This is a genomic window from Streptomyces sp. NPDC059201, assembly GCF_042754585.1.
Taxonomy (GTDB): domain Bacteria; phylum Actinomycetota; class Actinomycetes; order Streptomycetales; family Streptomycetaceae; genus Streptomyces.
Genome location: NZ_JBHZBB010000003.1, coordinates 160,244 through 186,902, shown reverse-complemented (window position 1 = coordinate 186,902; position 26,659 = coordinate 160,244). Strand labels below are relative to the sequence as shown.

Here is a 26,659-nt window from a genome sequence, read left to right as displayed (position 1 = left end):
CGGTCGTGTCCGGAGCGGACACGGCCTGAGCAGAGCTACCCGACCAGGGGTTCCGGGTCCGGAGCCACCGCCGGGGCCGGGGCCGGGATCGGCGTCGCCGGCGGCTCGGCCGGGTCCCGGCGGCTGTCCGACCAGGCCGCCCACAGCTCCGCGTACCGGCCGCCTGCCGCGACCAGTTCGGCGTGGGTGCCGGTCTCGACGACCCGGCCCCCGTCGAGGACGACGACCCGGTCCGCCGCCGCGGCCTGCGGCAGACGGTGGGCGACGACCACACCCGTACGGCCCGCCAGGGCGCGCTCGGCGGCCTCCTCCAGGACGCGTGCGCCCGCGCTGCCCGCGTCGGCGGTCGCCTCGTCCAGGATGGCGATCGGCGGGTCGGCGAGGACCAGCCGGGCCAGCGCGAGGTGCTGGGCCTGAGCGATCGTCAGCCGGTGCCCGCCCTCGCCCACGACCGTGTCCAGCCCGTCGGGCAGGGCCTGCGCCCACTCCAGGGCGCCCACCGCGTCCAGGGCGGCGCGGAGCTGCTCGTCCGTGGCGTCCGGCCGGGCCAGTCGCAGGTCCCCGGCCAGCGGGCCGGCGAACACGTGCACCTCCTGGCTGATCAGGGTCACCGCGCGCTGGACACCCTCGGGCCCGAGCTCGCGGACGTCGACGCCGCCGAGGGAGAGGGATCCGCCGCTCGGGGTGTGGATGCCGGCGATGACCTTGGCCAGCGTCGTCTTGCCCGCACCGCTCGCGCCGACCAGCGCCACCCGCTCCCCGCCGCGTACCTCCAGGTCGATGTCGGTGAGCACCGGCGCGCCGTCGGTGTACGCGTGCCCGACCCCCCGCACCTCGACGGAGCCGTCGGCCGGGGTGGGCGCGTCCTTCGGCGCCGGCTCGGCGGGCAGGTTCGCGACCCCGATCATCCGGGCGAAGCTCGCGCCCGCGGACTGGGCGTCGTCGATGAGGTACAGCGCCGCGTTGACCGGGTTGAAGAGGCTGTGGAAGTACAGCGCGGCGGCGGTGGCGGTGCCGATGCTCACCGAGCGGTCCTGGACGAGCAGGAAGCCGGTGGCGAGGACGGCGGCGAGGCCGATGAACTCGGCCAGGTTCAGCCGGGAGAAGAAGCCGGTGACGAGGTGCATGCCGCGCAGCGCCACATCGCGCGCCGCCCCCGACCGGTCCTCGATGAGCCCGGTGTGCGGGCCGTTGAGGCGGAAGGCCCGGACGGTGCGTACGCCCCCGATGCTGTCGAGCAGCTGGTGCTGGAGGGCGCCGGTGGCGACGCGGTGCTCCGCGTACACGGGGGCGGCCCGGCGCAGGTACCAGCGCACGGACAGCACCTGGACGGGCATGGCGAGGAGCGTGGCCAGCAGGAACCGCCAGTCGAGGACGGCGAGCCCGACGAGGGTGAGGATGATGGTGAGCGCCGAGTGGGCGAACTCGAGCAGCGCCTGGCGCACCGACTTGGCGATGACGGAGACATCGCTGGTGACGCGGGAGACCAGGTCTCCGGAGCCGGCCGCCTCGACGCGTTCGAGGGGCAGCCGGAGCGCCCGCTCGATGAACCGTTCCCGCGTGGCGGCGAGCACCGTCTCGCCGATCCGGGCCACCAGGGCGCTGCCGACGGTGGCGGCCGCGCCCCGCGCCAGCGCGACCACGACCAGCAGGGCCAGGGGGACGGTGAGGGCCGCCGGTCCTTCGCGGTCCATGACCAGGTCGACGATGTGGCCGAGCAGCGGAGCCGTCAGCAGGCCGATGGCGGTGCCGGCGACCAGGACGAGTGCGGCGGTGACGGCCAGGACCCGGTGGGTGCGCAGGATCGCCCGGAGCGCGGTCAGGCACTCCGCGCCGCCGGCGGTCGGGAGGAGCACGCGGCCCGTGGGATCCGTGCCGGCGCCGCTCATGTCCGTCTCCGTACTGCTCGTCGTTCGTGCCGCCGGGGCCGCGTCGGTGCGTGCCGCCGGGGTCTGGCCGGTGTCTTCCTCGTGCACGGCGGTCATGCGAGGACCGCCTTGCGGTACGACTCGTCGGCGGCGAGGAGCTCGGCGTGCGAGCCGTCGGCCGTCACGGTGCCCTCGTCGAGAACGATCACCCGGTCCGTCCTGGCGAGGAGCGCCGGGCTGGTCGTGATGAGGACGGTGGTGCGCCCCTGCCGCATCTCGCGCAGCTGGGCGGCTATCCGCGACTCGGTGACCGTGTCCACGGCCGTGGTCGGATCGTGCAGGACGAGGACCGGGCGGTCGGCGGCGAGCGCCCGGGCGAGGGCGACGCGCTGGCGCTGCCCGCCGGAGAGGGACCGGCCGCGCTCGGCGAGCACCGTGTCCGCTCCGTTCGGCAGCAGCCGGGTCACCTCGTCCGCGGTCGAGGCGGCCAGGGCCGCGTCCACCTTCCCCGCGTCGGCCCTCCCCGCCTCGGCGTCGCCGGTGTCCGCCCGTACGACCTCCAGGAGACTGCTCTCGAACAGGTCGGCGTCGTGGTGGGCGACGAGGACCGCGCGGCGCAGCAGGTCGGGGTCAAGCTCGGTCAGCGGTACGCCGTCGAGCTCGACGTGGCCGGCGGTGGGGTCCGCCTCCCGGGCGAGCGCCAGCAGCAGGTCGTGGGCGGCGGCCGGGTCCCGGGTCACGATGCCGGTGAGACTGCCGGCCGGCAGGTCGAGGTCGACCCCGCGCAGGGCGCCCAGGCGGACGTCGCGGAACCGGACGTGCCCGGCCTCCGTCCCGGCGGGCGCCCGCGTGCCGCCGGAGACGGCGGCGGGGGAGGCGAGGACCTCGGCGATCCGCCGGGCGGACGCCCGCGCCTGGGCGAACTCGGCGTTGGCGTAGGAGAGGAGCTGGAAGGGGCCGAGGAGGAACTGCGCGAGCCCGACCGCGGCGACCAGGTCGCCGACGCTGATGCTCCCGTCCATCGCCAGGTAGGCGCCCACGATGCCGATGAGCGCGATGAACACGCCCGTCAGGCCGAGCAGCGCGCCCTCGTGCCCGGCGCGGCTGCGGGCCGCCCGCAGCGCGGCGGCGAGCGAGTCCTGACTGGTCGTGCGGTAGCGGGCCACGGCCGCCGACTCGGCGCCCATGCCCTTGAGGACCCGCAGCCCGGAGATCAGGTCGGCGGCGACGCCCGAGGCGTGCGCGGCGCTCTCCTGCTCTGCCTCGCTGCGCCGCTCCAGGGGCAGGCTGATGCGGTGGCCGAGCCACAGCAGCGGGGGTATGCCGAGCAGGACGAGCAGCCCGAGCGGTACGGAGATCCTCAGCAGCGCGACGGCGCTGACCACGAGTGCGGCGATCGCCGCGCAGCCGTACGGGAGGACGGTGGCGACCGAGCCGACCCGGCGGGCGTCGTTGGTGGCGATGCTGGTCAGCGCGCCCGGCAGCCGGTTCGCGTCCGCCCCGCCGCGCGGGTCGAGGACGCGCGCGCCGAGTTCCAGCCGCAACAGGTGCGCGGCGTGCTCTCCGGCGCCCTCGGCGATCCTGGCGCTGGTGCGGTAGCAGGTGGAGAGGACGAGGAAGAGGACCCCGAGCACCAGGAGCCAGCGCAGCAGCGCTCCGCTGGATCCGGTGGCGACCGCCGCGTCGATCGCGGCGCCGATGACCACGGGGACGAGCGCCTCGCAGGACTGATGGGTCATGCCGAGTACGGACGCCGAGACGACCCTCCGGCGCTGGCCCTTGATCGCCCCGCGGAGGACGAGCTCTCCGGTCGGCCCTCCCACTGGCATGTGACTCTCCATCCGGACGCGTTGTGGCTGATAGACGGCTTGCGAACGCCGCCTCATGAGTTAGGTAAGGCTATCCTGGGGCTCTGTCGGCTCCTGCCGCGGGCGGCCCTCGCGCGGGCACGGCCGCGTGGGCGTCCCGCCCCGGGCCCGAACGCGTTGACCTGCCCCTCACGGTCGGTTAGCCTCGCCTAAGTTGCAAGCCTCGTGCAGCCTCTGGAGCGCCGAGCCGCCGCCTCATCCGTACCACCACGCACGACCGCGGTACGCGTGCACCGCCGTCAGGGGGACAGTCGTTGCCGTTCGAGACCCAGGCGGTGCCCGAGCGGCATGCCCGCCCCACTCCCGTACCCCGGCCGCGAGGCACCTCCACGGCGCTGCGCGGAGCCGGACTGCTCGCCGTGTGCGCCGCGCTGGTCCTCGTGGCCCTGCTCAGCGTGTGGACCGGCACCCGCGGCATCCCGTTCACCGCCACCTGGAGCGCGCTGTGGAACCCTGACGGGTCCGAGACCTCCGTCATCATCCACGACTACCGCATCCCCAGGACCCTGCTCGGACTGCTCGTCGGCGCGGCCCTCGGCCTCTCGGGCGCGCTGATGCAGGCGCTGACCCGCAACCCGCTCGCCGAACCCGGACTGCTCGGTATCAGCCTCGGTTCCTCCGCCGGCGTCGTCGTCGCCATCGCCTTCCTGGGCGTGGGATCCGTCCTCGGCTACGTGTGGTTCGCCTTCCTCGGCGCCGCGATCGCCACCGTCGTCGTCTACCTCCTCGGCTCCTCCGGCCACCAACTCGCCACGCCCGACCGGCTGATCGTCGCCGGCGCGGCGGTGACCGCGGTGCTGTACGCCTTCAACGCGGCCGTCCTGCTGCTGAACCCGCGCGCCTTCGACCAGTTCCGCTTCTGGAACGTCGGCTCCCTCGCCGGCCGCTATCTCGACGTCGTGTACGTGATCCTCCCCTTCGTCGTCGTGGGCCTGGTGATCGCCCTGCTGCTCGGCCCCTCGCTCAACGCCCTCGCCCTGGGCGACCAGATGGGCCACGCGCTCGGCGTCAACGTCAACCGGACCCGGATCCTCGGAGCCGTCGGCGTCATGCTCCTCTGCGGCGCCGCGACCGCCGCCGCCGGACCGATCGCCTTCGTCGGCCTCGTCGTCCCGCACATCGCCCGCTTCGTCGTCGGCCCCGACCAGCGGTGGGTCCTCGCCTACTCGATGCTGCTCGCCCCGGTCCTCCTCATCGGCGCCGACGTCATCGGCCGCGTGATGGGCGCGCCCGGCGAGGTCCAGGTGGGCATCGTCACCGCGTTCATCGGCGCCCCCGTGTTCCTCGCGCTGTGCCGCCGCCGAAAGCTGGTCATGCTGTGAGCACCGCACGCGCCGCGAAGACGGCCCCCGACGAGAACACCCCGCGCCCGGCGGGCGGATTCGCCCACCGGCCCGGCGTGGTCCCCGGAACCGTGCTGCGGACCCGGGCCGGCGGCCTGTCCGTACGCGTACGGGGCCGGGCCCTCACCGTGACGGCGGCCATCCTCCTCGCCCTCGTCGCCGTCATGTTCGTCAGCCTCGCCACCGGCGACTACGAACTGACCCTCGGCGAGGTCCTCCGGGCGCTGATCGGACAGGACTCCGGCGGCGCCGACTTCATCGTCAACACCCTGCGCCTGCCCCGCCTCCTGACCGCCCTGGCCGTCGGCGCCGCCCTCGCCGTCAGCGGCGCCCTCCTCACCAGCCTCACCGGCAACGCCCTGGGCAGCCCCGACATCATCGGCTTCACCAACGGCTCGGCCGTCGGCGCGCTCCTCGTCATCATCGTGATGCACGGCAGCATGACCCAGACCGCGATCGGCGCCCTCATCGGCGGCCTCGCCACCGCCGCCGCCGTCCGCCTCCTCATGCTCGGCCGAGGACTCCAGGGCTTCCGGCTGGTCGTCACCGGCATCGGGGTCAGCGCCCTGCTGCTCGCCGTCAACTCGTACCTGATCACCCGGGCCACCTGGCAGGAGGCCCTGGAGGCGCAGGCGTGGCTCATCGGCAGCCTCAGCAACCGGGGCTGGACGCACGCGACCACCATCCTCCTCGCGATCGCCGTCCTCCTCCCGCCCGCCTTCCTCTACTCCCGCCGGCTCGCCATGGTGGAGATGGGCGACCTCACCGCGACGGCCCTCGGCGTGAACGTCGCACGCACCCGCGGAATCCTCCTCCTTGTCAGCGTCGCCCTCGCCGCCTTCGCCACCGCCGTCACCGGACCCATCTGGTTCATCGCCCTGGCGGCACCCCAGCTCGCCCGGCGCCTGACCCGCACCTCCGGACCCGCACTCCTGCCCGCCGCCCTCATGGGCGCGCTGCTGCTCGCCGTCGGCGACCTCGCCGCACAGCGCCTCTTCGCCCCCGCACTCCTCCCCGTGGGAACGGCGACCGGCACGATCGGCGGGCTGTACCTCATCTGGCTGTTGATCACCGAGTCGCGAAAGAGCCGCGCATGAACGCACCGACGCCCCGCCTGCGCGCCGAGGACCTGACGCTCGCCTACGACGGCCGGACCGTCGCCACGGACCTCGGCGTCGACATCCCCGACCACTCCTTCACCGTGATCATCGGGCCGAACGCCTGCGGCAAGTCCACGCTCCTCAAGGCCCTCGCCCGGATGCTGAAGCCCCGCCACGGACAGGTCTACCTCGACGGCGCGTCCATCGCCTCGTACCGCTCCCGCGAGGTCGCCCGCCGCATCGGCCTCCTGCCGCAGTCCTCCACCGCCCCCGGGGGCATCACCGTCGGCGACCTCGTGGCCCGGGGCCGGTACCCGCACCAGGGGATGCTCAAGCAGTGGTCCGCCGAGGACCAGGACGCCGTCGTCAAGGCCATGACCCGGACCGGCGTCCTCGAACTCGCCGACCGGCCCGTCGACGACCTCTCCGGCGGGCAGCGCCAGCGTGTCTGGCTCGCCATGGTCCTCGCCCAGCAGACCCGCCTCCTGCTGCTCGACGAGCCCACCACGTACCTCGACATCGCCCACCAGGTCGACGTGCTCGACCTGTGCGCCGAACTGCACGCCCGCGAGGGCCACACGGTCGTGGCCGTGCTCCACGACCTCAACCAGGCGTGCCGCTACGCCACCCACCTCGTCGTGATGCGCCCCGGCGGCACCATCGCCGCCGAGGGCGCCCCCGCCGACGTCATGACCGCCGAACTCGTCGAGGACGTCTTCGGCCTGCCCTGCCGCATCATCGACGACCCCGAGACCGGGACACCCCTCATGGTCCCCGCCGCCCCCAGGCGCTACCACGCGGCGCTGTGACGAGCGCTAGCGCGCGGGCGGTCGCCGCGTGAGGCGGTGGCCGGTCCAGGCGCCGAGGGCCGTGGCGGAGGCGTGCCGCAGGCCCGCGTCGGCGGCGGCCTCCGTGATGTCGACGGGCGGCGCGTGGCCGGGCAGGCCGGCGCCCGGGGTGAGGATCCAGATCGCGACGTCGTCGGACACCGGTCCGAGGTCGTACGCCAGCTCGCTCGCGAGGTCGCCGTCGCCGTTCCGCCACCAGTACAGAACGACGTCCACCCGGTCCGGGGACTCGTCGTCCAGCAGCGCGAGCCCGGTGACCCGCCGGACGGAGTCCTGGATCGCCGGGTCCGTGTCGTCGTCCCAGCCGAGTTCCCGCACCTTCTGCCCCGCCGTGAGGCCCATCCGCCGCGCGTAGTCCGCCGTCATCCGCCCCTCCTCCGGCCGCGCGCACCCCGCGTACGGCCGGAAGAGAGCCAAACAGACGAGGCGGGCCGGTGGCGAGCCGTGTGTCGTCCGGCGTGGCGCACATGTATCGCGCCAGGCAGGGGAGTTACCCGGGTGCGGACGTTTCCGTGATCAGCGGCAGCGGCGATACAGTCCGGCGGAAGCAGGGCTGGCGAACAGGGGGAGGGGCCGACGTGTTGGAGGTCGTGGCGCTCAGTGCGCTGACCACGTTCCTGCTGGGGGTGGGGAACGGGGCCGCCGGAGAGATCGGCAAGAACCTGACCCTGTCGGCGGGAGCCCTGGTGAGACGGACCCTCGGGAGGGAGACCGCCCTGCCGGCGGGTACGGAGGACCGCCGCGCGCTCGCGGGGCGCGTGCACGCACGGCTCGGCCGCGACCCGCAGCGGGCCGGCGAATGGGCGCTGATGCTGGCGAGCGCCCCCGACGAGGACGGGGAGCCCTCCCAGGGCGCCATGCCCCCGGCGCCCTGGGCGTTCACGAACCGGCAGAAGGTGCTCAAGCAACTGCTGAAGGAAGCCGACCGCCCCTGGGAGGGCCGCCCCCGGGTCGCCCTCCTGTCGGGCGCCGCGGGCAGCGGTTCCACCGCGGTCGCGCTCCGGCTGGGAGCCGAGGGCCGCGACCGCTTCCCCGACGGGCAGTACTACGTCGATCTGCGCGACACCTCCGGCGAGACCGGACCGGAGCCCGCCGGCGTACTCCTGCGGCTGCTGCGCGAGATGGACGTGGACGCCGACCGCATACCGCCCACCGAGTCGGGCCGCGAGCGGCTCTACCGGAAGCTCACCGCGGGACGGAGGGCCCTCGTGGTGATCGACCACACGACCTCGCTGGCCCAGGTCCGCGCCCTCGTCCCGTCGACCCCCGACGTCCTGCTGGTGGTCGTCGTGTCCGGGCCGCCGCTCCTGCTGGAGGCCGAACGCGTCGCCGTACCGCCGCTGACCGACCGGTACGCGAAGCAGCTCGTACGCAAGGTGGCCGGGCCGGAACACGCCGCGCGGGTCAAGACGCACCTGCCCGGCGTGCTCGAACGCTGCCGCGGCAACGCGTTCGCCCTGCACGCGGAGGCACGCCTGCTGACCCGCGACGAGCCGGAGCCCGCGCCCGGCGCCGTACCCGTGTCTCGGGCCGGGACGTCGCAGGACCATCCGGTCCGGGCCGCCGCGCACCTCGCGTCGCTCCGGCTCGACCCGGAGGCGCTGCGCCTGTGCCGGCTCACCGCGCTCGGCGGCTGGCCGTCCATCAGTGCCACGCTCGCGTCGGCCGCCGCCGAGGTCCACGAGCTGACGGCCGCCCGGCGCCTCGACGAGGCCGTGGACGTCGGGATCCTGGAACCCCTCCCCGAACAGCGGTACCGCTTCCGGCCCGAGATCAGGCGGCAATTGGCCGAGACCGCCGCCGGGGAGTACGGCCTCGGCGCGTGCGCGGCCGCCGTGGACCGGATGCTCGCAGCGCTGCTCGGCCTGGTGCTGCCCGCCTCCCGCGCGGCCCTGCCGGAGAGCTGGCGGACCGAGCTCCCGCCGGAGCACCGCGCCGAACCCGGAGCCGTACCCGACGGCATCGCGGTCCTGGCGGCCGAGGCGGCCAACGTGGCCCGCGCGGTCGTCCTGGCCGAGGAGCACCAGCGGACCGACACCGCCCTGTGGCTGGCCCGCGCCCTGTGGCCGCTCCAGCTCAAGGCCGGGTACTGGGACGAGGCCCTCCCCGCGCTCCGGGACGCGGCGCGGTACGCCGAGGAGAGCCGCGCCGACGAGCGGATGGCCGCCGCCCTCCACTTCCAGCTCGCCCACTGCCTCGGCGAGTTGGGGCGCTGGGAGCAGGCGAACCGCGCCGCCCGCGCGGCCGTCACGTACGAGCGCGCGGCCGGCCACCTGCGGGGCGAGGCGTCCGCCGTGGAACTCCTCGGGCTGCTGAGCCTGAACCGCTGGGCGTACGAGGAGGCACACGAGAGGTTCGTGGAGGCCGAGTCCGTCTACCGGAGGATCGAGGCAGGCCAGGAAGGCGCGGCGGACCTTCCGAGGGCCCTCGCCCTGGCCGAGCGCCATCAGGGACGCGCGCTGCGTGGCCTGGGCCGGCTGGACGAGTCCCGCCGCTGCCTGGAGAACGCCGTGGACTTCTTCGCCGGACGCACGGGAGCGCCCCCGGAGGCGTACAACCAGGCCCGCGCCCTCACCGACCTGGCGGAGACCCTGCACGACGCGGGTGACGAGACGACGGCCCTGGCCACGATCGACGCAGCCGAGGCGCTGCTGCCCGCCTCCGCCACCCCGCACCGCGCCTACCTCGCCGGTCTGCGGCGCCGGTGCGAGGCGGGCGCCGTCCGGTAGGTCAGCCGACCGCGTCCACGCGGAACGGATGCGCACCGCCGGCCGTGTGCATCCGGAGTACGACGCCGGGCGCGGTGGCTCTTCCGCCTGTTCGGTCGTACGCCAGCCAGGCGTGCAGGGCGGAGGCGTACGCGGCCGGGTCGGCGTCGGCGTCGGCGTTGGCGGACAGGTGGAAGAGGCCCCGCGTCCGGCTGCGTACGACGCAGGTGTGCGGGCCCGTCACGAACACCGCGGTCGAGCAGTGGGGGTGCAGGCGCAGCACCTCCTCGCTCCACCGGTCCGGGCCGCCCAGCCGAGGGTCGTCCGCCCGGCCGTCGCGCGTGATCACGTCGGCCACGTCGAGGTCCCCGGGGTGCCGCGTCTCCTCGTGCACGGCCAGATGCGCCTCGCCCGCGGCGCCCGCCGGATGCTCGGTGGACCGCTCGATGGCGATGTCCGTCCCGTTGACGCGGGTCCGCACGTGCAGCGGAGCCGTGACCTTCGCAGGGCTGAGGGGCGGGAGCGGGAGGGGTTCCAGGGACGCGGGGCCAGGGGGCTCGGGCAGGTCCATCGACGCGTAGAAGTGCCGGCGCAGCAGCTCGGCCGACCGCCCGGGGGCCGAGGTGACGAATCCGGCGGCGTCGGGATCGGGGCGGTGCCCGGCGATGCCCTGGCGCACCTGGGGGAGGAGCGGGGCGTACGGATCGAGCCGGGGCGCGCGCCGGACGAACTCCGCGAGCGGCGCGTCGGGGGCGAGGACGTCCGCCCCGTCGGCGGCCAGCAGGACGGGAGTGCCCAGGGCGGCGGCGTAGTACGACACCGCGCCGAAGTCGCCAAGGACGAGGTCGGCGGCGAGCAGGGCCTGCCGCCACGCGTGGACGGGATCGATCAGGACCAGCCCGCCCCGCCGGGCGCGGTCCAGCCACGCCCGGACCTGGCCGGGGCCGTGCCCGTACCAGATGTTCGGATGCAGGACGGCGGCGAGCCGGTAGTCGTCGGCCGGCAGCTCGGCGGCGAGGCGCGGCAGGAGCCCGGGCAGCACGTCGCGCCCGCCTCCGCCGCCGAAGAGTCCCTCAGGGTTCCAGGTCGAGTTCAGGACGACGAGCCGCTGCCCGCGGCGGACCCCCAGCGCACGCCGGAACCTGTCCCGGTACGGGCGCGCCGCGAGCATCCGGTCGAAGCAGGGGTCGCCCGCGACGACGGCCGAAGGCGCCGCCTCCGCGCAGACCCGGGCGAGCCGCTCCAACTGCTCGGGGTGGGAGAGCACGAGCCCGTCGACGAAGGGCCGTCCGTCGGCCAGCAACCACTCCGGCGACAGCCCGAACGTGGATCCCGGATCCCGGATCCCGGATCCCGGATCCCGGATCCCGGATCCCGGTGTGGGCAGTCTCTTAGTGTATCCGACACCATGGGACAAGACGGACAACTTGCCCTCGATCTGGTCGAGTTCGCCGCCGAAGCTCGCCGAGATCGCCAGGTCGACCGACGTAGACAGCGCCTGCTTCCACGGCAGCTCCGGCAGCTCCAGTTCGCGGAAGACCTCGCCGATGCCGGCCTGGAACGCGGAGGAGCCCGTCGACGTGACCAGCAGTTGGACGCGGAAGTCGTCGTGGAAGAGAGGCACGACATCCATCAGGCGGCCGGCCGAGGTGACGTTGTGGACCACCAGCAGCACCCGACGCTGGGTGGTCCGGCTCGTCCACCGCCGGGATCCCTCTCCGACCGGCACGCGGATCGCCTGAGGTTCGGGCCCCACTCGTGACCTCCTGAACGAGCGTGCTGTCGTCGCGGCCCCTCACCCTATCCGCCACGGCGCGGGGACCCTCACCGACCGGCTGCCATGAAGGTGCGCCCGTATCCCGGAGGGGTCATCGTTCAACAAGGACGACCGGACGACCGAACGTGAGGAGCGCTGGATGATGACGGGGCCGCTCGCTCTGACCGACGTCACCCTCGTCACCGGTGACACCCAGGGAAGCCTCCTCCCCGGGTCGACGATCGTCATCGGCGGCGACGGAGCATTCGAACAGGTCGGACCGACGGCCACCACACCCGTGCCACCGGGATATCGGATCCTCAGCATGGCCGGACGCTACGCCGTCCCCGGTCTGATCAACGCGCACGCGCATCTCTTCTCCGACGGCAAGCCACTGCCCCCGATCCTGCTGAACGACTCCGCGCAGGGCATCCTCTCGCTCTTCTCGCGCAGCCCCTTCGGCAAGCAGTTCTTCAAACGGCGCACGAAGGCGAACGTGCGGACGCAGCTGCACTCGGGTGTGACCACCATCCGCAGCGTGGGTGACGTCGCCTACGAGGTCGTCGCGGTCGCGGAGGAGATCGACCGCGGCGACTACCCCGGGCCCCGCGTGCTCGCCTCGGGCCCGCTGCTCGCCGTGACGGGAGGCCACGGAGCCCCACAGATCGCGCTGATCTCGGACTCGCCCTGGGAGGCCCGGCGCAACGTCCGCGCCAACCTGGCCCAGGGCGTGAAGGCGATCAAGATCTCGGCCACCGGTGGCGTGACCGACGCCCGGGTGATCGGCCAGGCCGGGCGGCCGGAGATGACCGAGGAGGAGATGAGGGCCGTCTGCGAGGAGGCGCACAACGCCGGCGTGCTCGTCGCGGCCCACGCCCAGAGCAAGGAAGGCATCCTGGCATCCCTGCGCGCCGGCGTCGACACGATCGAACACGGCGCGCGGATCACCGAGGAAGCGGCTGCCCTCTTCCACGACAACCCGCGCTCGCTCAACGGCACGTCGGCCCTCATCCCGACCCTCCAGGCATGCCTTCCCCTGGTGAAACTCGACCAGGAGACCACCGGAATCAGCGACATCAACAAGGCCAACGCGGAACTGGTCCTGGAGGAGATGATGCAAGGCATCCGCGACGCCCTGACGTACGGGATCCCGATCGGCATGGGCACCGACTCGGCACTCACCTTCGTCACCCACTACAACGTCTGGCGCGAGCTGGACCTCGCCGTACGCTACGGCGGCCTCACCCCGGCGCAGGCGCTGAACGCCGCGACCGGCACCAACGCGAAGATCCTCGGCCTCGCCGACGTGACGGGCTCCGTCGAGAGCGGGAAGACCGCCGATCTCGTTGTCCTCGCATCCAACCCGCTGGACGACTTCCGGGCCTTCATCGACCCGCTGATGGTCGTCGCACGAGGCACCGTCATCGACCGGCTGACGGTCACCCGCTACCCGGAAGTGGACGCCGAGCTCGATGCGTTCTGACGTGCTCCCCGTGTAGGGGAGTGTTCTGCGAGTTCGGCGAGCGCCTTCACCCACAGCTCGGGGAGGTCGGCCACCGCGGTATGGGACTGGTCGTGGACGAGCGTGACGCGGGCCGTGGGCGTGGTCCGGGTGAGGGAGAAGTAGCCGAGCATGCCGGGACTGTTCAGGCCGAAGACGCTCGTGCCGAGCGGGGCGGCGCCCAGGATACGGTAGGCGCCGTTGACGCGGATGTGACTGGTGACCAACCGGAAACCGGGGCGCTGCATCGACCGGTGGAGCAGGCGGGGCGGCACGCGCAGGAGGGTCTTCCAGCCGCCCTCCCGCAGCCCGGACCCCTTGTGGGCGAGGGTCTGCCCGGCCACGGCCTCCAGCCGCGCAGCCGGGCTCGCCTCGCCGCACGGCAGCCGCAGCATCGCCGGCAGAGCGGCGTTCCCCGGCGTGAGCTGCGCCTCCAGCGTGCGGACCGACATCGGCATCACCACCCGCAGATCCTGGGTCCGCCCCGCCTCCCGCCGCTGCAAGGCCGCGAGCGCGCCGGTCACCGCGGCGAGATACACCTCGTTGACACCCACGCCCCACCGCGAAGCCACCGCCCGCAGGCGGTCGTCCGGGACGTCCGCGTACGCCATGGCCGCCAGCCCGCTCCCCGCCGCCTCGCACCCGGCGGGCACCGTCTCGTGCTCGGGGAACCTTCCGAACGGCGACGAACGCAACCACGCCGTCGAGGCACGCCGGGACACGGGCGGCCGGTACGGGTAGGGCCCCATGACGGGCGTGTCGGTCAGCAGCGCGGCCACCAGGTGCGCCGCCCCGACGCCGTCCGTGACGGCGTGGTCGATACGGAAGCACAGCCGCTGCACCTTCTCGACCTGGCACGTCAGCATCCGCAGGTCCCACCCGGGCGCCGGACGGGCGGGCAGCGCCTCGCGCAGCAGCTCGTCGGTCGCCTCGCCGAGCCGCCCGTCCACCCGCTCCTCACGCACATGCGCGCCGGTCACGGGCAGCGCGGTCCGCGTCCATGAACGCGCACCCGCGACCGCCTCGACCTGGAGGGCCTCCAGCCCGGGGGCCCGCTCAGCCACGCGCGCACGCAGCGCGTCGAGCGTGAACGAGCCCTCGGGAAAGTCCAGGACGTGTACCACCGTCACCCGCTCGGTGCTCCGCTCCGGGAACAGCGCGAACGCCCGGTCCAGCACGTTCATCCTCCCCGCACGGGCCACCGCCCCCTCCCCGATCCCGTCCGCACGCTCCGCAACCATCCGGACCTGCATGAGCCACCCCTCCATCGATCGACCGAAAACCGCAGATACGAACGAGGCACGCACACCAAGGGACACGCCCGCGAAGCCGTGTTTCCGCGCGTCGCGATGAGTTCCGGGGCGAGCGGCGGTCGTACTGTCGAGAGTCCCTACCGAGGAGGTCTTCCGATGCGCACCGTGACCTATTCGATGAACGTGTCGCTCGACGGCTACATCGTCGGGCCGGACGGGGGGTTCGACTGGACGGCGCCCATCGACGAGGTCTTCCGGTTCTGGATCGACGAGATCCGGGGGGTCGACGTACACCTGCTGGGGCGCAAGCTGTACGAGACGATGCTGTACTGGGAGACCGCCGATCAGGATCCGACGCTCGACGAGGACACGCGCGAGTGGATCGCGCTCTGGAATCCGCTGCCGAAGGTGGTCTTCTCCCGCACCTTGTCGGAGGTGGAGGGGAGCGCCCGGCTCGCCACCGGCGGACTCGTGGAGGAGATCGAGCGGCTGCGGGCCGAGCCGGGGGAGGGCGAGATCGCGATCGGCGGGGCGACGCTCGCCGTGCAGGCGGCCGAGGCGGGTCTGATCGACGAGTACCGGGTCATGGTCTACCCGGTCCTCGTCGGCGGCGGCATCCCGTACTTCGCCCGGCACGAGCGGCACGTGGATCTCGAACTCGTCGAGACCCGCACCCTCGGCGCGAAGGTCGTCTACCTCCGCTACCGCGTGGCCCGTTAGCCGGCGCGTCCGCCGGCTCCCGGGAACGCGGGATCAGAAGTTGCCGTAGTTGACCTGCCACGTGGGCAGGCCCATGCGGCGCCAGACCGCCACCACCCGGTCGCGGTCGTCGAGGGACACGCGGACCGCGTAGCGGTGGCGGACGTGGGCGTCGAAGAGTTCGGCCTTGACGACGTCGTCGGAGCGCCCGTCGTCGGAGGGGCGCATCCACAGCTCGTCGTAGGGGACCTCGTACCGCTCCAGCCATGCCTCCGTCAGCGGGCGGTGAGCCTCGCTGCGGCCGGACAGGAGCACGATGCGGTCCTGGTGGGAGCCGCGGAAGGCGCGCAGGGCGTCGCGGACCGAGACGTTGAGGAGATCGAGGTCGCAGCGGGTGAAGTCGTACGGACCGCGGTCGCCGCGCAGCGCGAGGGTGCCGTCGATGTCGCACAGGACGGCCGACGGCAGCGCCGTGTCGGGGACGTACGGGGTGACGGCGGGCCGCTCGCCGAGCCACTCCGCGGTCAGCCGCCAGCCGCCGCGGGTGGCCTTGGCGTGCTTCTCGGCGAGGATGCGGATGATCTCCTCGCCGACGGGCCGCTCGCGGGCCGCGTCGCGGCGGACGCACTCGTCGGTGGGCACGGCGGTGAAGTCGTGCACGACGAAGTCGGCCTCACGGCCGGCCAGGGCCGCCTTCAGCCTGCGCGGGATGTGCGGGGTGAGGTGGGTGTTGTCGACGACGACGTCGAAGCCGCCGTCGACGGCGGCGCGCACGGCGACGTCCTGGATGTCGAGCACCGTCCGCTCGTGGGCGCGCGAGCGGCGGTCGCCGCTCGGCAGGTCGAGCATGGTGCGCAGGTCGTCGAGGTTGACGCGGCGCATCCGGCCCTCGGAACGCTCCTGGAGGGCGCGGGCGGCGGTCGTCTTGCCGGAGGCCGGCAGTCCGGTCATCACGTGGACCACGGGCACGGTCAGTTCTCCTCGTCGGTGGTGAAGGGGTCGGCGGTCTCCGGGCGCAGGCTACGCCAGACGAAGAGGTCGGTGGGGCGGTCGTCGAGGCGCAGGAACATCGCCGAGCGCAGCTCCGGGTCGGGCAGCTCCTGCGCGGCGCGGGCGAAGGCGCCCCGGTCGCCCGCGAGCGGGGCGAGCCGCGCGAAAGCGGCGTCGATGGCACGCTCGCGGGCGGCGAACGACTCCTCCAGCCCCGCGATCACGGACCGGACCCAGGCGTCGAACTCGTCCGGCACCTGCTCCAGGAGGGCGTCCAGGGGGCGCCCGCCCTGCGAGCGGATGCCGCCGAGCTCCGCGACGGACAGGCCGAGGCCCTGGGCCAGGCGCTTCGCGGAGGTCCCCGCGAAACGCTGGATGCCGTGCCCGCGCCAGATGTCGCGCTCCGTGACGCCCGTGAGGACCTTGTGGAGGCGGACGTACTCGGCGAGCTTGGCCTTGGCCCGTACCCCGGACGCGAAGCGCAGCACGAAGCCCTCGGCGTCGGTGCCGGTGGCGGCGGCGCCGTCGGGCAGCGTGTTCGTCGCGGCCAGCTTGACGAGCGCGTCAAGCGGCATCGGCGGGTGCACGGTCACGACCGAACCGACGCCGGTCCACGCCGCGGCGGCCTCGTCGAGGCCGATCTCCGAGCCGTCGGGGCCGAACGCGGCGAGCAGGACGAGGTCCCGCCGGTCGCCGTAGTCCACGACGATACGGTTCTGCGGGTAGACGATCTCCATCAGGTACGTCGTCCCCGGCACCAGCCTCGCGGTGTCGGCCGCGTCGAGCCGGCGCTGCGCCCAGGTGGCCTGCGCGCTGATGAAGGAGCCCTTGGAAGCGACCCGCCAGCGGCCCTCGTAGTGGAAGACCAGGCCGAGGCTGCCGTCGACCTTCTCGTACACCTCGAACGGTTCGTCGGGCAGCGCGGGCGCGTAGGGCCGGCCGGACTCGTGCTCGGAGACGTTGAAGAACTTCGGCAGCGGCAGGGCGACGATCCGGCCGGTGCGGTCGTCGGCGACGAGGCCGCGGCAGCGGATGGTGACGCGGTTCCAGATGCCTTCGTACTGACAGCTCCGCGTGTACGTGTAGATGGACAGCGGCAGCTCGGGGTGCGACTTGCGGGTCACATGCCCGGCCTCGACCGCGGCGGCCAGCTCGTGCGGCGGCAGCAGTGCGTCGAGAGTCAGGTACGCCTGGCTCATGGGTTCCCTCCTGGTTCCGAGGGCCCCATCCTCCCGTGCGGACCACGGCCCGGACCAGCGATTTAGCGGGTCCGGGCCTGGTGCGGATGCTCGTGGTCAGGGCGTGCTGCGAACGGTTCAGTAACGGACCGTCACACTTGCCCCCGTGAAGCCCTGTTGGGCGTGGAGGCTGATGTAGACCCAGCCGGTCGGCGGGTTGTCCACGGTGAGGGCCTCGGCGCTGCCGGTCCGGGTGGAACGGGCGGTGTACGCGCCCGTGGTGGCCCAGGAGGAGGCGTTGTAGTAGAGGTCGGCGTTCCCGTCGGCGCCGGTGGTGGTGATGGTCAGTCGCGGGGTTCCGGCGGGGACGTACAGGTAGTGGTAGGCGTAATTGCCAGTGGTCGCGGAGACGTTGCCTCGGGTGCAGTCCCGGTCGAGCCGGCGGACATCGGGGTCGGGGCAGCCGGGGAGGACCGAGACGGCGACGGTGCGGCTGGTGGTGGCCGTGGCGCCCTTGTCGTCGGTGACGGTGAGCTTCACGGTGTACGTGCCTGCCGCGGTGTAGGTACGGGAGGGGGTGGCGGCGGTCGACGTCGTGCCGTCGCCGAAGTCCCAGGAGCGGCTCGCGATGCTGCCGTCGCTGTCGCGGGAGGTGTCGGTGAAGGAGGCCGTCATGCCGCTGACGGTGGCCTCGAAGGAGGCCGTCGGGGCCTGGTTGCCGGGCTGCGGGGTGGTGGCGCAGGCGCCGGCGGCGCAGGCGGTCAGCCAGGCGTCGAAGTCCGCGTCGTACCGGGTGCCGATCGTGGTCTTCAGCAGGGTGCGCGCGCCGTTCCAGTCGCCCGCCCGGTACTTGGCGAGCACGGCGTCCAGGTCGGCGCGGTGCTTCTCCAGCATGTAGCGCACGGCGAGGTAGCCCCAGCGGTAGGTGCGCTCCGTGTTGGTGTTCTCGTAGGTGGTGTCGAAGAGGGTGCTCAGCTTGTACGTGTGCAGACCGGCCGCGGCGATGGCGGCGTCGTAGGACAGGTTCCGGTAGGAGTACGAGACGTACTCGGCGAAGCCCTCGATCCACCAGATGGTGGGGGTGGAGACGCCGGCGGTGAAGTCGCCGTGCATGTTGAAGCGGCCGTCGAGGTAGTGGGTGTACTCGTGGTTCAGGTTCCACACCTGGAAGTCGGGCAGCACGCGGGTGTCCTCGTACGCGAGGAAGCGGGGCAGGTTGCCCGGCTGGGCCGGGTCGCCCTCTAGGTACATGCCGCCGTTGTCGGTGTTGATGCCGTAGATGGCGGCGGCGAACACCTGGTAGTCGTAGCTCCGGTCGAAGACGACGACCTCGATCGCGGTGTTGTGGTCGTCGGCGACCGGCCCCAGGTCGCGGGCGACGGAGTGGAAGTACGCGTCCTGCTTGATGAGGCTGTCGCAGATCGCGGTCAGGTTGGCGGCGGTCACCTGCTGGGCCAGCACCCGGATCGACGGGCTGCACGAGTGGCTGGTGACGAGGATGCCGGCGCGCAGCCGGGCCGCGGCGTTCGCGGTGCCGTAGTCGGCGGCGCGGGAGGGGTCGTAGGCGTCGACCATCTCGGCGAGGGCGGCCAGCAGGTAGGCGGTGTTCCCGCTCGGGGCGCTCTGGTCGGCGAGCCCGCGCATCAGCGGCTGGAGCTTGGACCGCAGCCCCGGGTGCTGGAGGAAACGGCCGAGCTCGCGGGCGGTGTTGTACGGCAGATAGCTGTAAGTACCGCCGAGGAGCGCCTTGTTGCGGGAGGTGAAGGCGGCCAGCGTGTCCAGAAGGCTCGGGTCCGCCTGGACGGCGGCGAGGAAGCCGTCGGCCTGATGGCCGCGGAACAGCACGGTGTTGACGTTGTTGACCGCCGGGGGCATGCCGGCGACGGCGTTGTACGTGGCGGCGTCGTAATCCGTCAGCAGGCGCTTGACGACCGGGATGTACCGGGCGTTCTCCTGCGCGCTGTCGATCAGGATGACCGACTCGCCGAGGATGCCCGCGTTGGCGGCCGTGACGTCGCGGGAGCGGGCGCTGCCGAAGTAGCCGTCGAGGGCGCCCCGGATGGCGGCGGTCAGGGCCGGTCCGTAGCTGCCGACGTCCGAGGAGTTGTACCACTGGACGTAGTAGCCGGCGCGGAGGAAGAGCACCAACTGGTAGGTGGAGGTGCCGTTGTCACCCGGGTACGCGGCGGAGTTGGCGCGCAGCGCGTCGGCGACGGTCACCATCTGCGCCTCGCGGAAGGCGCCCCGGGCGTCGCTGCCGGTCAGCTGGAAGAGGTCGTCGACGCAGCCCGGTTCGGACGCCTTGACGAGCTGGACCAGGGCGCTGCCAGTGCGGGTGGTGAAGTCGGCGACGTTGCAGGCGGCGGCGGTCCGGGCCCGCGCGGTGGCGGAGAGCGAGGCGGCGGTCGCCGGGTCCTTGACGGGGAGGACCGGCGGACGCTGGGAGGCGGGGACCCTCCCGGAGGCGTGGTCCGCCTCCCGTGTCTCCGGGGCGGGGACGCTCGCGGGCTGCGGGGCGTCGGCGTCGGGCGCCTTGGCGGGGGCGGGGATCGCAGCGGGTGCGGGTGCGGGGAGGGGAGCGGCGGCGCCCTGGGCGGTCGGGGCGAGCAGCCCGAGCGCCAGACAGGACGTCACGGTGGCGGTCAAGAGCCGTACGCGGTACGGCAGTCCCGATATTCGGGCGGTTTTCACCTTGGCCTCCTGGCCTTGCACGGCCGCATGACAGGGCCGGACACAGTGGGGGAGTGATTGACGGCGCTCCGTCAAGGGCTCTCGGAGCGGTCGTACAATTTCACACGTCACATGGCGACGGGAAGGGGTACGACAGAACCCGTCGCGTCACCTCGGCGTCATCCGCCCGTCGTCGGCCCGTCGTCGGCCCGGCATGCGGAACGCCGCCCCTGGTCCCGTGTCTGTGACGGGATCAGGGGCGGCGCGGTGGAACTGGGGTGGAGCAGGCGTCGACGTCAGCGGAGGCGGCGGGCTCGCAGGACGACGTCGTGGGTGTGGTGGGCGCCGGCGCCGCCTTCGGGGGCCACGCGGGGGCGTTCCTCGTCCACGTCGACCCGCCAGTCCTCGCCGAGGAGCGCGGCGACCATCGACGGCCAGACGTAGTCGGCGGGGTCGAAGGCGCTGTCCTGCTCGGGCCGGTGCTCGTGCATGCCCGCGTGGTGGACGAGCAGCAGCACGCCGCCGGGGGCGACGGCCGCGAGCAGGGCGTGCTCGGCCTCGGCCCCAGGGGTGCGGAGCAGGGCCGGGTACTGGGCCGAGACCAGGTCGAAGGAGGCCGGCGGGAGCGCCGCCTCTGTCAGTCCGGCGTGCACCCAGCGGATGTCGGCACCGGCGTCCCGCGCGTGGGCGGCCGCCCGCCGCAGCGCGACCCCCGACACCTCCAGAGCGGTGACGTCCCAGCCCGCGCGGGCGAGCCAGATGGCGTCCGCGCCCTCACCGCAGCCGACATCGAGCACCCGTCCCGGGGCGAGGTCCGCGACCTCCGCCACGAGCGCCCCGTTGGGCTGCCCGCTCCAGAGCTGCTGCCGCTCGGAGTAGCGGCTGTCCCACTCGTCGCGCACGCTGGGGTCCCCGACGTAACCGTCGGCGAACGCGGGGGCGTCGGGGGAGGGGGCGTCGGAGGAGAGGGGGGTCGGGGCGGTCGGGGGCGCTTCTGCGGCGATGTCGTCGGGCATGGGGTCACGGTCGCGCAGCCGGTCCCGTCCGGGCCAGTCCTGTTGCCGAAACGGCAAAGCGCGATGTCGATTCCGTACGGGCCCGGTGTCGGGGTTCGGTCGTCGCTCTAGGGTCGTGTGCATGACCGACGACTCGCTACGGATCACCGTGCTCGGCTCCGCCACGCCCTTCCCCCGGCCGGGGAACGCCTGCTCCGGCCAGCTCGTCGAGGGCGGTGGCGTCCGGGTGTGGGTGGACGCAGGCACCGGCACGCTCGCCGAGCTCCAGAAGTACGCCCGACTCGGCGAGATCGACGCGATCTGGATCTCCCACCTGCACGCCGACCACAGCGCCGACCTGCTCACCGCGTACTACGCCCTGCTGTACGCCGGGCTCTCCCTCGACCTGCCTGTCCCCCTCTACGCGCCGCCCGGCACCGCCGACCGGCTGGCGGGCTTCCTGACCAACGGCCCCGAACGGAGCCCCGTCGAGCGGGCCTTCGCCTTCGAGGAGCTGTACGACGGGCACGTCGCCACGATCGGCGGACTGACCCTGCGCGCGCGGGCCGTCGAGCACGGCATGCCCGCCTTCGCGCTCCGCGTCGAGGACGGCCGGGGCCGCTCGCTCGTCTACTCGGGCGACTGCGCGCCCTGCCCCGCCCTCGTCGAACTCGCCCGGGACTGCGACCTCTTCGTCTGCGAGGCGGACGGGGCGGGGCCGGGACACCACTCGGCCGCCGAGGCGGGGCGGAGCGCGGCCCGAGCCAGCGCGGGCCGGCTCGTCGTGACGCACGTCGGGCCCGGCACGGAGCCCGCCGAGGCCGTCGCGCTAGCCGCCGCGGAGTTCCCGGGAGAGGTCCGGTACGCCGAACCCGGCGTGTCCTTTACGGTCTGAACTGTCTGGTCACGGGGAAGCCGGTGGCTCCAGGCGGCCGAGCCAGTTCGTGAGGAGTGCCTCCAGGGCCGCGGCCTCGACGGGGGTCAGCTGGTCCAGCAGGCGCCGTTCGTTCTCCATGTGGTCGGCGAAGGCGCGGTCGATCAGCTCGCGTCCCGGGCGGGTGAGGGCGACGATCCGGCCGCGCTGGTCGTCGGCCGCGCGGCGGCGGGTGACCAGCCCGGCGCGCTCCAGGCGGTCGATGCGCTTGGTCATCGCGCCCGTGGTGACCATGGTGTGCGCGGCGAGTTCGCCCGGGGCGCGTTCGTACGGCGCGCCCGCGCGCCGCAGCGCGCACAGCACGTCGAACTCCCCCTCGCCGAGCCCGTACCGGTCGTAGACGAGGCTCAGCTCGCCGGTGAGGCGGTCGGCCAGCCGGTGCAGCCGGCCGATGACTCCCTGGGGGGTCACGTCGAGGTCGGGGCGCTCGCGGCGCCAGTCGGCCTGGATGCGGGCCACCCGGTCCAGCGACGGCGGCGGCGACGGCGGCAGAGTCGGAGGCGGATCGTCCATGACCACCATCATAGCTTCCCGGGAAGCTATATATTTGCTTCCATGGAAGCAAATCGTTGGGTCGTGCTGACCGCTGTCGCGCCCGTGGCCTGGGGAGCGAACTACTTCGTCACCCATGAGTTCCTGCCCGCGGACAGCCCGCTCTACGGAGCGGCCCTGCGCGCGCTGCCCGCCGGCGCCGTCCTGCTGCTCCTGGCGAGGAAGCGGCCCCGCGGTGCGTGGTGGTGGCGCTCCGCGGTGCTCGGGCTGCTCAACGTGAGCCTCTTCTTCGTCCTCGTGTACGCCGCCTCCCAGATGCTCCCGACGAGCGTCGCGTCCACGGTGATGGCGGTGTCGCCGCTCGCGATGATGCTCATCGCGTGGATCCTCATCGCCGAGCGGCCCCGCCTCGCCCACCTGGCCGGGGCCGTGGTCGGCCTGACCGGGGTCGCCCTCATGCTGCTCACGGGGGCGGGCGGCGTCAGCGGCACGGGCGTCCTGGCGTCTGTCGCCGCCATGCTCGTCTCGGCCTTCGGGCACATCCTCGCCAAACGGTGGACCACCGACGTGGACGTCCTCGCCTCGACCGCGTGGCAACTCACCGCGGGCGGCCTCGTCCTGCTGCCCGTCGCGGTCGCCGTGGAAGGCGCCCCGCCCGCGCTCTCCCCGTCCGCGCTCCTCGCCTTCGCCTACGTCTCCCTGATCGCCACGGCCCTGGCCTTCACCGTCTGGTTCGCCGGCCTCCGGCACCTGCCCGCCGCCACGGTGGGCCTGCTCGGCCTGCTGAACCCGGTGACGGGCGTACTCCTGGGCGTGGCGGTCGCCGGCGAGACACTGACGGCCCACCAACTGGGCGGCCTGGCCCTCGTCCTCTGCGGCATCTTCCTCGGCAGACCACCCCGCAGCCGACGCCTCCAAACCGACCGACCGGCCGGGGCACCCCCTGGACTAGGCGGTGGACCTGAGCCAGGTGATGCGGGTGACCGCCACAGTGGTTCACCGGAGGCCCGGACGCCCCCACGGGTCGGTGGGGGTTGAGCCGGGTGGGACGGTGCCGCGTTCGTGTGCCGCCGTGATGGCGGCCAGAGTACGGACGCTCGCGGCGAAGGTGTCGGGCGCCTGCGCGGACATGGCCGAGAGGACCACGGCGGCCCGGTCGGTCAAGCCGTGGCTCACCGGGCCCCGCCGAGCGAGGCCACGACGTCGCCGAGGGGGCGCATCCCGCCGCGCTCGCCGGTCCGCAGCGCGGCCGCCTGCGCGCGGTCGACGTCCGTACGCCGGCCGTCGGCGACGGCCCGCAGATGCCGACGGTCCCTCACCGCCGACTGCTCGTCCCCGGCCGGCGCGCCGAGTAGCTCCGCCAGCAACCGGCCCTTCCGCCCCGGGGAGAGCGCGGCCGTGATCGCGTGGGCGGTGCGGAGGATGCCGGGCTCGGCGGGGCGGGGCAGGACGCCCGTCGCGAGCTCTCCTTCCGTTCGGGCGGCATCTTCTGACGAGGCGTCCGTTCCCACGGTTGACCAGCACCCCTCCGCCCCCGGCCCCGATCACGACTGCCCTCAGACACCCGGCGGGGGCGTCAGTCCCGCCGCCAGCGCCGCGCGCCACCCTCCGTACGCCGTGATGTCCGGCGCCCCCTTCAGCGCCTCCGGCTCGCACAGGAAGCCGACCTCGGACGTGCCGTCGGCCATCGGGCGTGGCAGCGCCGCCACGAGCGCCCCGAGACCTTCGGGGGTCAGTAGCCAGCGACCTCTCGCACCGCTACCTCTTCCGTCTCGACGGGCCCAGGATGACCATCCGGCTGCCCGCCTTGACCAGGGCCTCCACGACGACGCCCTCGGCGGGGGAGGACACCGGCGACTCCATCCTCATCGCCTCCAGCGCCACGAGCTGCTGACCCGCCGTCACCCGGTCTCCGGCGGCCCCGTTCACCTGCCACACCCAGGCGGTGAGGTCGGCCTCGACCAGCCGCCCTCCCTCGGGCACCTCGACGGCGTCCGCCGGCGGCGCCGCCTTCGACGCGGCCTCGGCGCGGGCGAACTACCCGGCCGCCTCCCACGCCGCGCGCTCGGCCGCGAACGCCGCGCCCTGGCGGGCCCGGAACGCGGCGATCGACCCGGCGTTCGGGTCGAGGAACGCCCGGTGGGCCGCGAGCGAGAAGGTGCCCTTCCATGCCCCGCCGTAACTCCTGGCGGTGGCCGAACGCCCCGAGCGAACCGTCGCCGGGGGAGTCGGTTGGCGCGTCGGCCGGGGCCTCGGCCGGCGTGTCCCGGCCGGGCGGGACCGGTGGTCACGGTCAGGGCGGTCCCCTGTCACGGAGGCGGAGCCGACTCATTCCTGTCGGGCGACAGAAGTGAAGGGCGGGCCATTTCCCCCCGCATGACACACCTGTGTCTTCGCTCCGCCTCGCCGGTGTCAGTTCTCGTTCAGGGGATAGTCGGGGCTCCAGCCCGTCCCGGCGTGGTCCGCGTCTTCGGGCAGCAGGGGCAGGAAGTCCGGCCATTCGAGCGTCGCCGAGACGGACTCGGCGGCCGGGCCGGAGACGGGATCCGCGGCCGCCGGACCGGCGCCGACCGCGATCCAGCCGAGGGCGAGGCCGCCGATCGCCCATGCGTATCTGCGCTTCATGAGGTTCCCCCTACGTGATGTGACGTGACTCGTGCGGGGAGCCTGCCATGGAGGTGTCGTGGCCGCCAGGCTCGGCGTCGTCCAGTCCGGCGAGCAGGCGGAGTCCGTCCTCGGCGGGGCTGCCGGGCGGCGCGGACAGGACGAGCAGCTCCATGCCCGACCCGTCCGGCAGCGCGAAGTTCTCCTGGTGCAGCTCCAGCAGGCCCACGAGCGGATGCCGGTACGCCTTGCGCCCATGGGTGCGGGCGCGTACGTCCGCGCGGGCCCACAGGCGGCGGAAACGCTCGCTGCCCATGGCGAGTTCACCGACGAGCGAGGCGAGGCGCGGGTCGTCCGGGTACTTCCCGGCGGCCAGCCGCAGATGCCCCACCACGTCCAGCGTGCACGACTCCCAGTCGGCGTACAGCCCGCGCTCGGCCTCCTCCAGGAAGATGTGCCGGGCGGTGTTCAGACCCTTCGGGGGCCGCCCGTACAGGAGCCCGGCGAGGCGGTTGCCGGCCAGCACGTCCAGCCGGTGGTCCATGATCAGCGCCGGCGCGCCGGTGACCAGGTCCAGGACGCGCAGCAGTTCCGGCCGCATCCGCCCGCCCGGCGCCTTCGCGCGGCGCCGCCTCTGCCGCGCGAGCCGGTACAGGTGCCCGCGCTCGGTCTCGTCGAGGCCGAGGACACGGGCGAGCGCGTCGAGGACCTGCTCGGAGGGCTGGGTCGCGCGCCCCTGCTCCAGGCGTACGTAGTAGTCGACGCTGACCCCGGACAGGTGCGCCACCTCCTCGCGGCGCAGCCCCTCGACGCGGCGGCGGCCGTCGGTGGGGATGCCGGCGGCCGCCGGATCGACCCGGGCGCGCCGGGTCCGCAGAAAGCCCGCGAGATCGTCCATGCCTCCCAGTATCGGCCCGGCGGGCGCACCGAGGGTGGTACTGCCGTTACCAGGAACCCCGTTCCGACGGAACGGGCGCCCCTGAACACCGGCCGCCCACGCGGCCAGACTCGGGGACATCCGATCCCGAAGGAGTCCCCATGAAGACGCTCATCGTCTACGCCCACCCGGAGCCGCGCTCGCTCAACGGCGCCCTGAAGGACCTCGCGGTCTCCACGCTGGAGGGCGCCGGGCACGAGGTGCGGGTGAGCGACCTGTACGCGATGGGCTGGAAGGCGACCGCGGACGCCGCGGACTACGGCCCCGACGCCTCCAGCCCGCTCAAGGTCGCCCAGGACTCCGGCCGGGCCTTCGAGGCCGGGCGGCTCACCCCGGACGTCCGCGCCGAGCAGGAGAAGCTGCTGTGGGCCGACACGATCGTCTTCCAGTTCCCACTGTGGTGGTACACGATGCCCGCGATCCTCAAGGGCTGGGTGGACCGGGTGTTCACCTACCGCTTCGCGTACGGCGTGGGCGAGCACAGCGCCACCAAGTACGGCGAGCGCTTCGGTGAGGGCACCCTCGCGGGCCGGCGGGCCCTCCTGTCCGTGACCGTCGGCGGCCCGGAGTCCCACTACACCGCCCGCGGGATCAACGGCCCCATCGACGACCTGCTGTTTCCGATCCACCACGGGATCCTGTACTACCCCGGCATCGAGCCGCTGCCCCCGTTCGTGCTGTACGGCAGCGACCGGATGTCCGCCGAGGAGTACGCCGACGCGGCGAAGGCATGGCAGGAGCGCCTGCTGACCTTGGAGTCGACCGCGCCGATCCCGTATCGCCGCCAGAACTTCGGCGACTACGAGATCCCCTCGCTGCACCTGCGGGAGGGCCTGGAGCCGGAGGGCCGTACCGGCTTCGGACTGCATGTGCGCGGTGCCTGAGACCGCGACTGTTCAGATGTCGGCTTGACCC

General features: G+C 73.4%; 24 protein-coding genes. 9 read left to right on the top strand and 15 right to left on the bottom strand.

Annotation, left to right across the window (positions count from 1 at the left end):
- Window positions 1-35: 35 nt before the first annotated feature.
- Window positions 36-1,889, bottom strand: a complete 1,854-nt coding sequence (locus tag ACFXMG_RS11260) for an ABC transporter ATP-binding protein (RefSeq protein WP_383814983.1) — start codon at window positions 1,887-1,889, stop codon at window positions 36-38.
- Between the two features lie 92 nt (window positions 1,890-1,981).
- Complete coding sequence (locus ACFXMG_RS11255; RefSeq protein WP_383814677.1) at window positions 1,982-3,697, bottom strand: ABC transporter ATP-binding protein; 1,716 nt, start codon at window positions 3,695-3,697, stop codon at window positions 1,982-1,984.
- A 293-nt stretch (window positions 3,698-3,990) separates the two neighbouring features.
- Here ACFXMG_RS11255 and ACFXMG_RS11250 point away from each other — a divergent pair, with 293 nt between their 5' ends.
- Genes ACFXMG_RS11250 through ACFXMG_RS11240 form a run of 3 tightly spaced genes read left to right on the top strand, consistent with a single transcriptional unit; the run spans window position 3,991 to window position 6,988 of the window.
- The gene (locus ACFXMG_RS11250; RefSeq protein ID WP_383814679.1) at window positions 3,991-5,058 is read left to right on the top strand and encodes a FecCD family ABC transporter permease; all 1,068 of its coding nucleotides are present in this window, start codon (window positions 3,991-3,993) and stop codon (window positions 5,056-5,058) included.
- Entirely contained in the window at window positions 5,055-6,176 is a 1,122-nt protein-coding gene (locus ACFXMG_RS11245) for a FecCD family ABC transporter permease (protein ID WP_383814681.1), read from the top strand. The genes ACFXMG_RS11250 and ACFXMG_RS11245 overlap by 4 nt, the downstream gene beginning before the upstream one ends.
- The gene (locus ACFXMG_RS11240; RefSeq protein ID WP_383814683.1) at window positions 6,173-6,988 is read left to right on the top strand and encodes an ABC transporter ATP-binding protein; all 816 of its coding nucleotides are present in this window, start codon (window positions 6,173-6,175) and stop codon (window positions 6,986-6,988) included. Before ACFXMG_RS11245 ends, ACFXMG_RS11240 begins: the two co-directional genes overlap by 4 nt.
- Before the next feature lie 6 nt (window positions 6,989-6,994).
- On the opposite strand, the gene ACFXMG_RS11235 is transcribed toward ACFXMG_RS11240, so the two are convergent.
- Window positions 6,995-7,393, bottom strand: coding sequence for a DUF3052 family protein (locus ACFXMG_RS11235; protein WP_383814684.1), 399 nt, complete (start codon window positions 7,391-7,393; stop codon window positions 6,995-6,997).
- Between the two features lie 212 nt (window positions 7,394-7,605).
- Here ACFXMG_RS11235 and ACFXMG_RS11230 point away from each other — a divergent pair, with 212 nt between their 5' ends.
- Window positions 7,606-9,756, top strand: coding sequence for an ATP-binding protein (locus ACFXMG_RS11230; protein WP_383814686.1), 2,151 nt, complete (start codon window positions 7,606-7,608; stop codon window positions 9,754-9,756).
- A gap of 1 nt (window position 9,757) precedes the next feature.
- On the opposite strand, the gene ACFXMG_RS11225 is transcribed toward ACFXMG_RS11230, so the two are convergent.
- Window positions 9,758-11,491 (bottom strand): hypothetical protein, encoded by a 1,734-nt coding sequence (locus ACFXMG_RS11225; protein ID WP_383814688.1) that lies wholly within the window; start codon window positions 11,489-11,491, stop codon window positions 9,758-9,760.
- Between the two features lie 160 nt (window positions 11,492-11,651).
- Here ACFXMG_RS11225 and ACFXMG_RS11220 point away from each other — a divergent pair, with 160 nt between their 5' ends.
- Window positions 11,652-12,974, top strand: a complete 1,323-nt coding sequence (locus tag ACFXMG_RS11220) for an amidohydrolase family protein (protein ID WP_383814689.1) — start codon at window positions 11,652-11,654, stop codon at window positions 12,972-12,974.
- On the opposite strand, the gene ACFXMG_RS11215 is transcribed toward ACFXMG_RS11220, so the two are convergent.
- On the bottom strand, window positions 12,938-14,176 hold the full coding sequence (locus ACFXMG_RS11215) for a hypothetical protein (RefSeq protein WP_383814691.1): 1,239 nt from the start codon (window positions 14,174-14,176) through the stop codon (window positions 12,938-12,940). The genes ACFXMG_RS11220 and ACFXMG_RS11215 overlap by 37 nt on opposite strands.
- A gap of 225 nt (window positions 14,177-14,401) precedes the next feature.
- Here ACFXMG_RS11215 and ACFXMG_RS11210 point away from each other — a divergent pair, with 225 nt between their 5' ends.
- Window positions 14,402-14,965, top strand: a complete 564-nt coding sequence (locus ACFXMG_RS11210; RefSeq protein ID WP_383814693.1) for a dihydrofolate reductase family protein — start codon at window positions 14,402-14,404, stop codon at window positions 14,963-14,965.
- Window positions 14,966-14,998: 33 nt separating this feature from the next.
- Here the strand turns inward: ACFXMG_RS11210 and ACFXMG_RS11205 are convergent, their stop codons facing one another.
- The 4 genes from ACFXMG_RS11205 to ACFXMG_RS11190 form a co-directional block, all read right to left on the bottom strand.
- Window positions 14,999-15,913, bottom strand: coding sequence for an AAA family ATPase (locus ACFXMG_RS11205; protein ID WP_383814695.1), 915 nt, complete (start codon window positions 15,911-15,913; stop codon window positions 14,999-15,001).
- Window positions 15,914-15,915: 2 nt separating this feature from the next.
- Window positions 15,916-17,133: an RNA ligase gene (locus ACFXMG_RS11200; protein ID WP_383814697.1), complete on the bottom strand. Its 1,218-nt coding sequence runs from the start codon at window positions 17,131-17,133 to the stop codon at window positions 15,916-15,918.
- 117 nt (window positions 17,134-17,250) lie between these two features.
- Window positions 17,251-19,824, bottom strand: a complete 2,574-nt coding sequence (locus ACFXMG_RS11195; RefSeq protein WP_384119724.1) for a collagenase — start codon at window positions 19,822-19,824, stop codon at window positions 17,251-17,253.
- A gap of 254 nt (window positions 19,825-20,078) precedes the next feature.
- Window positions 20,079-20,798, bottom strand: a complete 720-nt coding sequence (locus ACFXMG_RS11190) for a class I SAM-dependent methyltransferase (RefSeq protein ID WP_383814700.1) — start codon at window positions 20,796-20,798, stop codon at window positions 20,079-20,081.
- 121 nt (window positions 20,799-20,919) lie between these two features.
- On the opposite strand from ACFXMG_RS11190, the gene ACFXMG_RS11185 reads away from it, so the two are divergent.
- Window positions 20,920-21,672: an MBL fold metallo-hydrolase gene (locus ACFXMG_RS11185; RefSeq protein WP_383814701.1), complete on the top strand. Its 753-nt coding sequence runs from the start codon at window positions 20,920-20,922 to the stop codon at window positions 21,670-21,672.
- Between the two features lie 9 nt (window positions 21,673-21,681).
- On the opposite strand, the gene ACFXMG_RS11180 is transcribed toward ACFXMG_RS11185, so the two are convergent.
- Window positions 21,682-22,233 (bottom strand): MarR family winged helix-turn-helix transcriptional regulator, encoded by a 552-nt coding sequence (locus ACFXMG_RS11180; protein ID WP_383814985.1) that lies wholly within the window; start codon window positions 22,231-22,233, stop codon window positions 21,682-21,684.
- A 33-nt stretch (window positions 22,234-22,266) separates the two neighbouring features.
- Here ACFXMG_RS11180 and ACFXMG_RS11175 point away from each other — a divergent pair, with 33 nt between their 5' ends.
- The gene (locus ACFXMG_RS11175) at window positions 22,267-23,241 is read left to right on the top strand and encodes a DMT family transporter (RefSeq protein WP_383814703.1); all 975 of its coding nucleotides are present in this window, start codon (window positions 22,267-22,269) and stop codon (window positions 23,239-23,241) included.
- Window positions 23,242-23,375: 134 nt separating this feature from the next.
- On the opposite strand, the gene ACFXMG_RS11170 is transcribed toward ACFXMG_RS11175, so the two are convergent.
- From ACFXMG_RS11170 to ACFXMG_RS11150, 5 genes are all read right to left on the bottom strand, one after another.
- Window positions 23,376-23,714: a hypothetical protein gene (locus ACFXMG_RS11170; protein WP_383814705.1), complete on the bottom strand. Its 339-nt coding sequence runs from the start codon at window positions 23,712-23,714 to the stop codon at window positions 23,376-23,378.
- A 45-nt stretch (window positions 23,715-23,759) separates the two neighbouring features.
- Window positions 23,760-23,939 carry a hypothetical protein gene (locus ACFXMG_RS11165; protein ID WP_383814987.1) on the bottom strand — a complete coding sequence of 60 codons (180 nt, stop codon included), beginning with the start codon at window positions 23,937-23,939 and terminating at the stop codon, window positions 23,760-23,762.
- Window positions 23,940-23,961: 22 nt separating this feature from the next.
- Window positions 23,962-24,186: an acetyl-CoA carboxylase biotin carboxyl carrier protein subunit gene (locus ACFXMG_RS11160; RefSeq protein ID WP_383814706.1), complete on the bottom strand. Its 225-nt coding sequence runs from the start codon at window positions 24,184-24,186 to the stop codon at window positions 23,962-23,964.
- Between the two features lie 429 nt (window positions 24,187-24,615).
- Complete coding sequence (locus ACFXMG_RS11155; RefSeq protein WP_383814708.1) at window positions 24,616-24,828, bottom strand: hypothetical protein; 213 nt, start codon at window positions 24,826-24,828, stop codon at window positions 24,616-24,618.
- 10 nt (window positions 24,829-24,838) lie between these two features.
- The gene (locus ACFXMG_RS11150; RefSeq protein ID WP_383814709.1) at window positions 24,839-25,705 is read right to left on the bottom strand and encodes a helix-turn-helix transcriptional regulator; all 867 of its coding nucleotides are present in this window, start codon (window positions 25,703-25,705) and stop codon (window positions 24,839-24,841) included.
- A gap of 140 nt (window positions 25,706-25,845) precedes the next feature.
- On the opposite strand from ACFXMG_RS11150, the gene ACFXMG_RS11145 reads away from it, so the two are divergent.
- The gene (locus ACFXMG_RS11145) at window positions 25,846-26,628 is read left to right on the top strand and encodes an NAD(P)H-dependent oxidoreductase (RefSeq protein ID WP_383814711.1); all 783 of its coding nucleotides are present in this window, start codon (window positions 25,846-25,848) and stop codon (window positions 26,626-26,628) included.
- The last annotated feature ends 31 nt before the right edge of the window (window positions 26,629-26,659 follow it).